The sequence below is a fragment of the Actinotignum urematis genome, from assembly GCF_051264595.1.
Classification (GTDB): Bacteria; Actinomycetota; Actinomycetes; order Actinomycetales; family Actinomycetaceae; genus Actinotignum; species Actinotignum timonense_A.
Window position 1 is genome coordinate 1 of record NZ_JBOZBG010000004.1, and the last position, 13,156, is coordinate 13,156.

The window sequence follows — 13,156 nt, forward strand, 5'->3', positions numbered from 1 at the left end:
GTCTTGTTTCACGGTAGTCATTCTGGTTTATCTCCTAGGTGGTTTTCACCCTCACACACAAACCATTAGACACTCTCACTCATCGACGCGACCGAGTTCTACGCCAAAATGCGCAAAAAACTCGGCGATAAGGGCCGTGAACTTACCGAAGCTAACCGCACCACAATCGTGCAGCTCTACGCCAACTATGTAGAGACCGGGCACTGCAAGATTGTGCCCATCGAAGAATTCGCCTACTGGAGCATCACCGTTGAGCGCCCGAGGCGCGATGATAATGGCGAGATTATCACTAACGCTCGCGGTAAGAAACAACCAGATGCAAGCTTAAGGGATACCGAACGCGTGCCATTCACGTATAACGGCAACACCCACGCCGACGCCGGACGTAACGAAACCATCCAGGCGTATTTCGAGGCAGAAGTGAAACCATACGTCCCCGACGCTTGGATTGACGAGAAGAAAACCAAAATAGGCTACGAGATCCCCTTCACCCGCTACTTCTACCGCTATCAACCACCCCGCCCACTCGAAGACATCGACGCAGAACTCCACGAGGCGACCCGCGAAATCCTCGATCTCCTCAACGAGGTGACCGAATGAGAACAGTAGCCTTGCGAAGGCTGAGCACAGTGCCAATCGCTAATGGACTAGGTCTTCCCGGAAATAATGCTGAGCCGTTGGATCCGAGGTACATAAGAACGACTGATATTGCGAGTCCAACGACACTGAAAGATGACACATTCGTCTCGCAACCAGCTGATATCGCTAGGAAAGCTTCTGTCAAATACGGCGATCTTCTGCTTGTATCAGCGGGAGCTTCTATCGGGAAAAGCGTCCTGTATATGAGTCATAATCCTGCCTGCTACGCGGGCTTCCTGACTCGAGTAAGACCTAAATCAATTAGAGAAGGACGCTTTCTATCATATTGGACGCAGTCCCTCCATTTTATAGACCAGGTAAGGTCTACAGCGGTTCAATCAACAATCGAAAACTTCTCCGCTTCTCGGTATAAGGAACTTCGAGTTCCAGTAATATCCGAGGTGCAACAGGAGCGCATTGCCGAGTATCTTGATGTTGAGACGGCGAAGATTGACCTCCTCATCACCAAACAACAAGAACTGATTGATCTCACGAAGGAAAGAGCCGATGCTGATATCGAAGCGTCAATCTGGGGGCAAAGAATTGAAACGGATCAGGAGTCGGAGATCATCAAGCGATCTTATTATCCACGGAACATCTCGAGTTTGGCACTCGAACGTCGGCTGGCTACTCTACCCAAGACGTGGGACGTACAGCGTTTTAAGTGGGTCTTCACTCGCAAGGATGAACGAAACACTGATCTAGTATTGGAAATGCTTTCGCTGCGCCAAACTGGAGCCGTTGTGCCCCGATCTGAAACTAGGCAGAGCCAAGAACCAAGCGAAGCATCTATTCCGAAATATCTTGCAGTGTCCTCGGGTGATTTAGTTGTAAACCCTATGTGGCTGACGGGTGGAGCAATCGGCGTCTCTGAGCGTGCAGGCGCAGTAAGCCCTGATTATCGTGTTTTCGCCATAGCAGATCAGTTGCTACCTAGCTACGCGCATGAAATTTTACGCAGTGTTAGCTATAGACACCAGTCGAAATTGTTTGAGCGTGCCAGCACGACTTTTGATCGACGAATCCAGCAGATCGATCTGGACAACTTACCGGTGCCGATTCCTCCGAAAGAGGATCAAGAGGAGATTGTGCAAGAGGTTAGAAAGATACATAAGCACAGAGATGAGCTTATCAACATCGTCGAGCGTCATATCGAACTCGCACAGGAGCGGCGCTCAGCATTGATTACTGCGGCGGTGACAGGTCAGATCGAGGTTTAGGAAGATAGAGCATGGGTGTTCAGCACGAGAAGAGTTTCGAGACCGAGATCTGCGAGTATCTCGGCGCGCATGGCTGGCTCTATGAGGAAGGTTTTTCCGGTTATGACCAAGAGCTGGCGCTGATCCCGGAGGATGTATTTGCGTGGTTGCAGGCCACCCAACCAGAGCAATGGGCGCGCGTGGTACCAGCAGATGCCTCACCGGTAGAAGCGCAGTTAGCTAAACACCTCTTGCTTGATCGACTTGTGAAGTCCCTTGAACAGCCCCTCGAGCACGGGGGTGGCACGTTGGCTGTTCTGCGCGGTGGGTTCAGAAAAACACCAGCGAAGTTCGACATGTGCGCGTTTCGGCCCGCTACCTCAATGAATCCGGTTGTGCAGCAGCATTACGCGCTCAACCAGTTGCGGGTGGTGCGGCAGGTACATCACTCCACAAAACGCCCACACGACTCCATTGATTTAGTCTTTTTCGTCAACGGCCTGCCAGTAGCCACAGCCGAGTTGAAAACCGATAACACCCAGAGCGTAAATGACGCGGTACGCCAGTACCGCAAGGATCGCCTACCCCAGGGCGAACCCCTGTTGAAGTTCGGTTCCCGAGCACTCGTACATTTCGCAGTCTCAACTGACGAAGTGCAGATGACTACAAAACTTGACGGTGCAAACACCGTGTTCTTGCCGTTCAACCTAGGCAACGATGGCGCTGCCGGTAATCCCGTGAACCCGAATGGGGCCACAACCTCATATCTGTGGGAGCGGGTGCTGCAGCGCGATAACTGGTTGCAGATTCTAGAGAGGTTTGTGAATCTGCAGATCACCGAGAAAGTTGATCCGATTACGGGTGCCCGCACGCGCAGTAAGCAAATCATCTTCCCGCGTTTCCACCAGTGGGAAGCCGTAACCAGTCTGCTGAAAACAACCCAGAAGGAAGGAGCCGGGCACAAGTATCTGATCCAGCATTCTGCGGGTTCTGGCAAGACGAACTCGATTGCGTGGCTGGCACATGGACTGGCAAACCTCCACAACGCTGACAACTCGAAAACCTTCGACTCTGTCATTGTGGTTACTGACCGCACCGTGCTTGATGACCAGCTTCAGAAAGCTATTAAGTCTATCGAGGGCACGAAAGGAGTCGTCGGCACTATCAATGCCGATGAAGTACGCAAAGCCTCGGCTTCCTCGAAGTCTGCACTCCTTGCTCAGGAACTCACTGGCGGCAAGCTCATCATTATTGTCACGTTGCAGACCTTCCCGTTCGTGCTCGACGCTCTAGCGGAACAGGGTGGGCTCGCAGATCGAAAGTTCGCGGTGATCGCGGATGAAGCCCATTCTTCGCAGACTGGCACGAGTGCGCAGAAGCTACGCCAAGTGCTCTCCCAAGCAGAAGTGGAAGCCCTCGAAGATGGCGGAGAAGTCAGCGTGGAGGACGTGCTTGCCGCTGAGATGGCGGCGCGTGCCACCGCCCATAACATTTCCTTCTACGCATTTACCGCCACACCAAAGGGCAAAACCCTGGAAATGTTTGGCCGGCCCGGCCCGGACGGTAAACCGGAACCTTTCCACGTTTACACCATGCAGCAGGCCATCGAAGAAGCCTTCATTTTAGACGTGCTGCGCAACTACACCACGTACAAGACAGCCTTCCAGCTCGCGCAGAAAACTGGGGATGTGAAGAGCGAAGATGAACTGGTAGATGAGTCCACCGCTACGAAAGGACTCATGCGCTGGGTGAGCCTGCACCCAACAAACATCGCCCAAAAAGTACAGATCATCGTTGAGCATTTCCGCGAAAATGTCGCCCATCTGCTTGATGGGTATGCCAAGGCAATGGTGGTCACGTCGAGTCGTGCTGCAGCGTTGAAATACAAAATAGCGATTGATGCCTACATCGATAAACATGACTATCAGCTCGGCACCCTCGTTGCTTTCTCCGGCAGCCTTACTTCCAAGCAGATTGACGACACCGTACCCGGAGTACAAGAGCCATATACCGAGGTGACTATGAACCCCGGCTTGCGCGGGCGAGGCATTCCACAAGCCTTCGCTGGCGGCCAATACCAAGTATTGATCGTAGCAAACAAGTACCAGACCGGCTTCGACCAGCCATTGCTGTGCGCGATGTATGTCGACAAGCGGCTCGACGGTATTGAGGCCGTCCAGACCCTATCCCGGCTCAACCGCACCTTGCCAGCTAAAGGCAAGGACACCACGTTCATCCTTGATTTCGTCAACGACGCCGAAACCATCTTGCAGGCTTTCCTGCCGTACTACCGGACCGCCGAAATCGTTGAGACCACCGACCCGGATCTGGTACACGACCTATCACGAAAACTTGAAACTGCGGGGATCTACACCGGCGATGAAGTCGATGCGTTCGCCCAGGCGTTCGTCATCGACAAAGCACACGGAAAACACACTGCGCCACTGAAGCAGGCAGCTGACAGATTCAATGACCGTTATGTGGCTGCGGTAATGGATAAGAACAAAGCTGAGATTGATGAACTCGACCTGTTCCGCAAAGACGTTGGCTCTTTTGTGCGCCTGTACGATTTCTTGTCGCAGATCGTTGACTACCAAGACACCGACCTGGCGAAACTCGCACTATTCCTTCGCCTGCTCAAGCCGCGTTTGACTGGACGTAAAACTCCAGAAGAGATTGACTTCACCAACATCGAGCTGACGCACATCAAGCAGACTCGAAAGAGCGAAGGAGCTATCCCGCTCGTCGGCGAAGGCGACAAGCTCAAGCCCATGGGGGTTGGTGGCGGGCGCTCGCGCGATCCGCACATGGTTGCGTGGCAAGAGATCCTCAACAATATCAACGCACTGTTTGAGGATGAAGACTTCGATCCCGGTTCAGTGGAATCCTGGGTTCAAGGCGTGGTCACGATCCTTGTGCAAAACGATGAAATCAAGGACCAGGTTAACGCGAATACCAAAGAACAATTCCGAGAGTCTCAAACAATCGAAACCGCAGTCACCAACGCAGTGCTCGACCATCAAGATACCCAGAACGTCATCATGGAGAAGTTCTTTGAAAGCTCACACCGGCGCAACCAGATCATCAAAGAAATCTCCGATCTCGTTTACTGGAAACTCCGGAACCGACGAGATGAGAAGTAAGAAACCGCGGGTGATATGTGTACAACAAGTTCCTATTTATGCGATTCAGCCGTTTGCACCGTCGTAAGCGACAACGGAGGTAAATCCTACTGTTGACTTTGCTCGGATTTCCCGTAGGATCGCTCGCGAAGACCCCGGAACGATCACCAGCCTCGGCTGAATCGCCGGGGTTACGTCTACCACTGAACCACACGCTACATCCCTGTATCGCAAGCAAGTTATATAGAAATCGGTGTTGATACCCACGTTTCTACCGGAATGCTCAATTGATTAGCTATCGGCGTGTATAGATCTACCCCCTGCTCACTTGTCTTCAATGAAACGATGAGAGCATATCGAACCGCTAGATCACGGCGATCTTTACGATTGTTATTCTTCCACCAACCGCCCACGGGATATACGGCAATATTCTTGCAATGCGCTAACTCCACTCCCGCACCTAGCCAGTCGTCCTGATGCAATGAACCACGGCTTCGAGCTTGTTCACCTAAAAACCACCGCTGGGAATTGTTACTATCACTCGGGCGATCTTCGTCATTAGCCTGACGATTAACCCTCCGGATAAAGTCATCAGGGGTTTCCGTTGAACCTTGCAAATCAAAACGAAGGCCGTATGAAGAGTAGGAATACTTATTTCTCCAACCGCGACGAGAAGCAGATGGCTCAATAAAATAAGAAAGAGTTACTCGCAAACGTACTTCTTGTTCTCCCAAAGCTCTAAGTGCCTCCACCGGCCAGGGCAGCTGATGTAACCTCAAAGAAGGCATCATGAAGCGCTCCCCCTGAAAGGGAACGAAACTATCCTGCACCACTAAAGTGACGGAATGAGCGTTTGAATTCAAAACCGTGTACTCAGTTGGAACACCCCAACCAAATTCACGAAGAAGTGACTGGCGATCACCCTTACTCTGCTTTTCCTCCAGCCTGTGCTTCATGGTATCCGTCCACTCTGCCGAGTGAGTGAGTAATCCACGTACAGTTTCCGGCCAGTAATCCGGATAACGGCTCATGATCAACGCCGCTAATCTGGCAGCCTGTGCAGTTGCTGCACTCGTCGCCTCTGCGGATACCAGCGAAACATCGGAAGCTTTACCTGTAGAACACAGGGATAATGATTTGACGCGGGTCTCGCAGAGGCCACTACCGTCACTCAGCGTGTTTCCACCCTCCATACAAATATCGGGTTTGATTGGCCATCGGTTGTGATCAAATCCAGTTGATGTCCTGGTATGCGGTGAAATATCTCCCGCTGTAGCGACGGCATACCATCCATTGTCGTATTCCGGTGTGGATGGAACATCGGTCATGTTCGTATACGCGCCCACTGTAAGCGCATTCCAGGATTGTGCCGGATCCTCAATAGGATGGTTGCGAGAATTGGCCACATAGTCATCCTTGTATAAATTCACGTTGCCAGCGGCAGCGAGAATCAGACGCTTAATATCGTCTTGCGGCGCGGAGAGGAGTTTAATTTCCCCTTCGGTCTGGACAATCTCTGTACCCACTGCAAGAGCATCCACCGCAGACGACCATAACGTTGGCTCACCCGGGTTATCAGGGCGTGCCGTCAATGTTAAACAGAAAACGCGCTTTCGGTCAGGTCGAGCGATTTCCGGAAGTGCCACAGCCTGAACGGTTGCAGTTCCGTAATCAAGTGGGTCGAGCCGCTTGGCGTTATCCTCTGAGAAAATTCGAACCGATTCCAGTCTATGGTGAAGCAAAATATCATCTGTACCGCAGAATAACGGATCCAAGTTACCGTAAAGGGCGAGCCCTGCCATCGCGGTACCATGCCCACCCTCGTGTAGATCAGTTCCAGAACCTCCCAAAATAGAATGATGATCCGAAGCTGAAAGAGAATCTTTGAGAAGCAGATGCGTGCGAAGCACGCCCGTATCCAGATGACAAACAGCAGGAGCATCTTCTGAAGCGCACGTAATTCGCGAGCTCAGTTCTTGGACATAGTCCGTTCGCTCGGCAACGCAGAGATCTCTAACCCCGTCAATCAGAGTAGGGTAGCGTATCTCAGTGACGGGCACCCAGCTAAATGGCAAATTCTCTAAATCATTCCATTTCGCCTTGATCCATGCGACAACGTGAATATTGAATTGCATTCGCCATGAACGTTCGTGCAGCCGAAAAGCTATTACAAACCGATCCCATTGCTTAGCATCAAACCGCTGCGAATCTAGCCAGATTTCCCACCACTGCGGGCCGTCACGATCAGGCTCCTGGTCCGATGTCCACAGGTCTTGAAGAAATGCATTCCGAATACGTGACATATTCGCAACAAGATTGTTATTCTTCGGCTTCCCTTTAGCGCTTTCTTTGGTGAGATAGTCTTCAAATAACTGAAGAAACTCTTTTCGATACCGGTGAGATACCCATACCGTGACTTTTTCAGGTTGGCTGTCATGACCTTCCTGTACAGACAGCACCATCCATTTCATTTCACTGCGTTTCCCACCGCTTCGTGCGGTCAAGGAATCGATTTTGAGGGGATAGCAAGATTCCGCTCCCTCAAGAACCACCACTGCTCCAGTGGCACGTAGTTCCTCGTCGTTGGGGAACATGGACGTGGCCTTATGATCAAATTCAGCAAAGGCCTGCTCGGCCGATCTCAGAAGCTTCTTACCATGCGTACCACGATCAACATCTCGAACGTGTGGTCTTCCGCCTCCTGTTCTATTAAATCTCTCTGTCCGTACACATCTATCTATGGAAAGATGATCCCAGTTCGCCATTTTCTCACTCAAAGCTCGCAGCCTTCCTCGCTACCAACGCCGCGATGAGGTCCTCCCGGCTAACCCGACTTTCCCCGCGTAACAGCACTGTTTTCGCGGCGGATTCAGCGGCTTTCACAATCTCGGCGTGGCTCAACCCGGTGGTGTACTCACCCAGCTTCGCCATACTCACTCCCGTAACAAGACTTCCCAACCGAGCCTTCATCACGGACACCGCCTGCCGGGCATCCGGAAGTTCATAGGTGAGAACCGCGTCGAAACGCCGGAAAAGTGCCCGATCAAGAATGGCCCGATCATTCGTAGCAGCAATGACCAGCGACTGCGAGCTAGCTTCCTCCAGAAAAACAAGGAAAGAGTTGAGAATCCTCCGCGCCTCGCCCACGTCATTACCGCTGCGATCCGCACCCAGAGCATCACATTCGTCGAAAAGATACACCGCGCGAACCCGCGCAACTTCATCGAAAACCAGCCGCAGCTTCGCGGCTGTTTCACCCATGTACTTACTCAGCAAGCTGTCCAAACGCACCGAGACCAGCGGAAGACTGAGTTCACTGGCTAATACCGCGGCCGTCATGGTTTTACCGGTTCCCGGAGGCCCCTCAAATAAAAGCCGATGCACCGGCGTAAAACCGTGATCCAGCAGAGTTTTTCTTTGCCGCTGTTCCGATAGCACCTGTTTTATCTGCGCCAGCAACGCCGGATTAACAACCAAATCCTGCAGCTTCACCTGCGGCGCACTGGTATCCACCAATTCGGCAACATCGCCCGCCGGCCGCCTGATGAAAGTAACATTGCTCAGCGGTTGGCGTTCACGAGAAGAATCAACCGCTTTCTTGATATCTCCGGCAAGCACGTGGTGACCTGCTTTCGCCTCCCGGGCAGCAACTTGCAGCGCAACAGAATAAAAGTTTTCATCATCGCCGGCCCCGTAGGCGCGCACCATCGCCGCAACGTGACTACCAACTCCAGCCATGACGCACCTCCCCGTCCATCACATTCTACGTGCCAGAATCACCACTTATTTCGTGCCCAGCGGGACTGAGCGCATCACATACAAAAGCTTGATATCAAAGGAAAATCTGGTGGAGCTAAGGGGACTCGAACCCCTAACCCCCTGCTTGCAAAGCAGGTGCGCTACCAATTGCGCCATAGCCCCTAAGATTCCGGCGCGGGATCCGGAACGTGGTGCCAACGAGAATGCTCATCCATCACGTGCACCAGGGCAGCGACAGCACAACATCCAGCAGCAAGCGAGCCGAGGAAGAAACCAACCCGTTTCATAACCCTCCTCGTAACCGTGGGCCTAGATGGACTCGAACCATCGACCTCAGTCTTATCAGGACTGCGCTCTAACCAACTGAGCTATAGGCCCGGTGACCACATGAGTTTACACCGGCGAGCCGCCGTTTCCAAATCGTTTCGCTTGCGGTTCGCGTCACACTTGTTAGCTCAGCCGCAGCAGACGGCGCAGCGGCACCCCGAGCCAGGGAGTCACCAGGCGGATGGCCGGGCCGGTAAGCACGGCCGCCGCCAGGGTGCCCTCCCGCACGCCCACGAGCTCCCCGAGCACCGCGAAGGACAATGTGGTGGCCAGAGCAACCAGGGCGGCGTCGTTATAGACCTTGATGGCGCCGAAATTAGTCCAACGATGCACGCCGAAGCGGCGCACTGTTTTCCGGTAGATCGCGATGACCACGCCTTCACCGGCGTTAACGACCGCCCCGGAGCTCACCTCCACGCAGATACCCACCGCGAGCACCGCCACCCCGCCCAGGCACAGCAGCCACTGCTGGGTGTAGCTCGAATACGTGATCGGCCCGAGGATCGCGCCGGCTGCGTCGATACCGGTGGCCATGAGCAGGGCCATCGGTAATTGCAGGAATTCCAGCGGCGGGAATTCGCGGCGCAGCAAAGCCAGCTGGATCACGATGAAGACCACGTGCATGCACCCGGTCAGGGTGCCCACCGAGATCGGCGTCATGCGCGAAACCACGTAGGGGAGGGAAGAAATTGGGGAGGTCCCCAGGTCGGAGGCAATAGCCAGCTGGATACCGAAGCCCATAATGAACAGGCCCAGGGCCAGCACCAGGTAGCGGATAACCCACAGCCACCACGGGGCGCGCGCCCTACTCATCGGTGACTGTCAAGCGCAGTCCTCCCACCAGAGCCGCGAAGAGGTTGTAGATCAGCGCCGCGATCGCGGAGAGCGCGGTCAGAAGCACAATATGAATAATCCCCACCAGCACGGCGAAAGCCATCCAGCGGCCAAATTCCATGTATTCGCCCACCCGCAGCAATTCTTCATTGCCGAGGGTCTCAAATAGATCCGACATCTGCGAGAACACGTGCATGCCGTCCAGCACGAACCAGATGAGCATCATCGCGATCACGATCATCACGCCAATCGCCACGGACAGCAGGAAGCCGATTTTCATGGCGGACATCGGCTCCACCTTGGCGATGGTCATCCGGATCCGGCGAATGCCCACGGTTTGCTTCGCGGGGGCAGCACCTTCCGGGGCGGAAACCCGCGGGTAGGCGCTGGCTCGATGCCCGGTGGCTGCCCCGCCCGCGGCCGGGCCAGCTGATCCGCTGGTGGCCCGTGCCGGGCCGCCAGCAGCGCCGTCGTACTGCATAGCTGAATGCGCCGGCACGGAAGCAGTGGAAGCAGCCGGACCGGTGTGGCCCTCCGCCGCCGCGGGCATGGCCCCGCGCACCCGGGTGGCCTCCAGCCCCGCGCCCTCACGCCCGCGGCCGGGCCCGCGTTCCGGAGTGTGTTGTGTATCTGTCATCTCAGTTCTCCAAGGTTTCAGCGGCCGGTTCTGTAGATTCCGTAACTTCCGCAGCTGCCGTAGGTTCCGTCACCTCAGCAGCTTCCGAAGATTCCGCGGATGCCTCCGCTGCCGGCTGCTCGCCTCCGGCGGGGACCTCTTCTTCGATCTCCACCTCAGCATTACGCGCGACAGCAATAATTCTGTCACCCTTATCGGGCCGCACGAAAGTAACGCCCTGGGTGTTGCGGCCGGTGAGCGACACTTCATCAACCGCGGCGCGCATCACCTTGCCCGATTCCATAATAGCGAGCACCTCGTCACCGCTGGACACCATGAGCGCGCCCACCAAATCCCCGCGGGCCTCGGTCAGCTTCGCCACCTTAATACCCATGCCGGCACGCCCCTGCACCCGGTATTCATCCGCGCTGGTCCGCTTGGCAAAGCCCTGCTCGGTCATCACGAATACCTGGGAGTCATCATGCACAACGTCCATGGTCAGCAACGAATCATCCCCGCGGAATTTCATACCCGTCACCCCGGAAGCCGCCCGTCCCATCGGCCGCAGCGCTTCCGCATCCGCGGTGAACCGCAAGGACATCCCGTGGCGGGAGACGAGCAGCAGGTCATCGGCCTCATCCACGAGGGAAGCGGCCACCACCTCATCGCTGGACCCATCGGCCAGCTCGCGCAGCTTAATCGCAATCAAACCGCCCGAGCGCGGGGAATCGTAATCCTGGAGCGGGGTCTTCTTCACCAGCCCGGACTTCGTGGCGAGCACCAGGTATTTCGCGTCGTCGTAACTGCGGATCGAACGCACCGCCGCAATCGTTTCCCCGGGCTGGAAGGCCAGCAGATTCGCCACGTGCTGGCCCTTGGCATCGCGCCCACCTTCGGGAAGCTCGTAACCCTTGAGGCGGTACACCCGCCCGAGGTTCGTGAAGAACAAATGCCAATCGTGGGTGGAGGCAATCCCGAAGTGATCGACCACATCGTCCACGCGCAGCGAGGCCCCGCGAATCCCCTTGCCGCCGCGGTGCTGAGCGCGGTATTCGCTCACCTTGGTGCGCTTGACGTAGCCCGAGCGCGTGACCGTGACCACCACGTCCTCTTCGGGGATGAGGTCCTCCACGCTCATTTCCCCGTCGTAGGGAAGAATGGTGGTGCGCCGCTCATCACCGTACTTATCGGTAATGGCCTGGAGTTCTTCGGAAATAATGGAACGCTGGCGATCCTCGGAGGCCAGAATCCCGCGGTAATCCTCCACGAGGGCCCGCTTTTCTTCGTATTCGTCCAGGATCTTCTGGCGTTCCAGGGCGGCCAGGCGGCGCAGCTGCATTTCCAGAATCGCATTGGCCTGGTCCTCATCAATATCGAGGAGCTCCATAAGGCCAGTGCGGGCCACATCCACGGTGGCCGAAGCCCGAATCAGCGCAATAACTTCATCAAGAGCATCGAGAGCCTTGAGGTAGCCCTCCAGAATATGCATGCGCTTGAGCGCTTCGTTGAGGCGGTATTCAGTGCGCCGGCGAATCACGTCCATCTGGTGCGCGACCCAGTGCCGCACAAAACCGTCCAGGGAAAGCGTACGCGGCACCCCGTCCACCAGCGCCAACATATTCGCCGGGAAATTATTTTGCAGTTGCGTATGCTTGTAGAGATTATTGAGGACTACCTTCGGTACCGCGTCGCGTTTGAGAACGACGACGATCCGCTGGCCGGCCCGCCCGGAGGTCTCATCGCGAATATCAGCAATGCCCGGGAGGCGGCCATCCTTAATGCCCTCCACCATTTTGTCCAGCAGCCGATCCGGATTGACCTGGTAGGGCAGATCGGTGATAACCAGGCAGGTGCGGCCCCCGATTTCATCGACTTCCACCACGGCGCGCTGGGTGATAGACCCGCGCCCGGTCCGGTAGGCATCCTCGATACCGCGAGTACCTAGAATCGTTGCCCCGGTGGGGAAATCCGGGCCCTTGATGCGGCGCATGAGCTCACCCAGGAGTTCTTCCCGGGAAGTATCCGGGTGGGCGAGGTACCACTGCACGCCGTCATTCACTTCGCGCAGGTTATGCGGGGGAATGCGGGTGGCCATACCCACCGCGATACCTTCGGAGCCGTTGACCAGCAGGTTCGGGAAGCGGGAGGTGAGGATGGTCGGTTCCATAAGCGAGCCATCGTAATTCGGCTCGAAATCAACCGTATTTTCCTTGATATCCCGCACCATTTCCAGGGCGAGGGGGGCCATACGCGCTTCCGTGTAGCGCGGGGCGGCCGCCCCCAAATCACCGGAGGTACCGAAGTTTCCTTGGCCCGATACCAGCGGGTAGCGCATGGACCAGGGTTGGGCCAGGCGCACCATCGTGTCATAAATCGCGGCGTCGCCGTGGGGGTGGTAGTGCCCCATAACATCGCCCACGATTTTCGCTGACTTGGAGAAGGAGGAATCTGGCCGGTATCCGCCGTCGTACATCGCGTAGATAACGCGCCGATGCACGGGCTTGAGGCCGTCGCGCACGTCCGGCAGCGCGCGACCCACAATAACGGACATGGCGTAATCGAGGTAGGAACTCTCCATTTCGCGCTGGAGATCCACCTCCATAATCGCGCCGTGATTATACGTGGACGTCGTTTCGCTTTCGCTCATAATGATGACAAAT

At 55.5% G+C, this 13,156-nt stretch carries 9 protein-coding genes and 2 tRNA genes; 3 read left to right on the plus strand and 8 right to left on the minus strand.

Features of this window, described 5'->3' with window-relative positions; translation table 11 throughout:
• The first annotated feature begins 108 nt into the window (after positions 1 to 108).
• The 3 genes from ACRQDJ_RS03255 to ACRQDJ_RS03265 are packed head-to-tail and all read left to right on the plus strand — an operon-like array spanning position 109 to position 4,981.
• The gene (locus ACRQDJ_RS03255; RefSeq protein WP_284897624.1) at positions 109 to 600 is read left to right on the plus strand and encodes a hypothetical protein; all 492 of its coding nucleotides are present in this window, start codon (positions 109 to 111) and stop codon (positions 598 to 600) included.
• Positions 597 to 1,859, plus strand: a complete 1,263-nt coding sequence (locus ACRQDJ_RS03260; protein ID WP_410374593.1) for a restriction endonuclease subunit S — start codon at positions 597 to 599, stop codon at positions 1,857 to 1,859. Before ACRQDJ_RS03255 ends, ACRQDJ_RS03260 begins: the two co-directional genes overlap by 4 nt.
• A gap of 11 nt (positions 1,860 to 1,870) precedes the next feature.
• Positions 1,871 to 4,981 carry a type I restriction endonuclease subunit R gene (locus ACRQDJ_RS03265; protein WP_284896848.1) on the plus strand — a complete coding sequence of 1,037 codons (3,111 nt, stop codon included), beginning with the start codon at positions 1,871 to 1,873 and terminating at the stop codon, positions 4,979 to 4,981.
• Positions 4,982 to 5,199: 218 nt separating this feature from the next.
• Here ACRQDJ_RS03265 and ACRQDJ_RS03270 read toward each other — a convergent pair whose 3' ends face one another.
• The 8 genes from ACRQDJ_RS03270 to gyrA form a co-directional block, all read right to left on the minus strand.
• Positions 5,200 to 7,737 (minus strand): S8 family peptidase, encoded by a 2,538-nt coding sequence (locus tag ACRQDJ_RS03270; RefSeq protein WP_284896847.1) that lies wholly within the window; start codon positions 7,735 to 7,737, stop codon positions 5,200 to 5,202.
• Positions 7,730 to 8,698 (minus strand): AAA family ATPase, encoded by a 969-nt coding sequence (locus ACRQDJ_RS03275; protein ID WP_320753651.1) that lies wholly within the window; start codon positions 8,696 to 8,698, stop codon positions 7,730 to 7,732. The genes ACRQDJ_RS03270 and ACRQDJ_RS03275 overlap by 8 nt, the downstream gene beginning before the upstream one ends.
• Before the next feature lie 107 nt (positions 8,699 to 8,805).
• Positions 8,806 to 8,881, minus strand: a tRNA-Ala gene (locus ACRQDJ_RS03280).
• The gene (locus ACRQDJ_RS03285; RefSeq protein WP_257960159.1) at positions 8,881 to 9,006 is read right to left on the minus strand and encodes a hypothetical protein; all 126 of its coding nucleotides are present in this window, start codon (positions 9,004 to 9,006) and stop codon (positions 8,881 to 8,883) included. The genes ACRQDJ_RS03280 and ACRQDJ_RS03285 overlap by 1 nt, the downstream gene beginning before the upstream one ends.
• A gap of 17 nt (positions 9,007 to 9,023) precedes the next feature.
• Positions 9,024 to 9,097, minus strand: a tRNA-Ile gene (locus ACRQDJ_RS03290).
• Between the two features lie 72 nt (positions 9,098 to 9,169).
• Complete coding sequence (locus ACRQDJ_RS03295; RefSeq protein WP_284896845.1) at positions 9,170 to 9,859, minus strand: YczE/YyaS/YitT family protein; 690 nt, start codon at positions 9,857 to 9,859, stop codon at positions 9,170 to 9,172.
• Entirely contained in the window at positions 9,852 to 10,517 is a 666-nt protein-coding gene (locus ACRQDJ_RS03300) for a DUF3566 domain-containing protein (RefSeq protein WP_284896844.1), read from the minus strand. Before ACRQDJ_RS03300 ends, ACRQDJ_RS03295 begins: the two co-directional genes overlap by 8 nt.
• Position 10,518: 1 nt before the next feature.
• On the minus strand, positions 10,519 to 13,143 hold the full coding sequence (gene gyrA / locus ACRQDJ_RS03305; protein ID WP_284896843.1) for a DNA gyrase subunit A: 2,625 nt from the start codon (positions 13,141 to 13,143) through the stop codon (positions 10,519 to 10,521).
• Positions 13,144 to 13,156 lie beyond the last annotated feature (13 nt).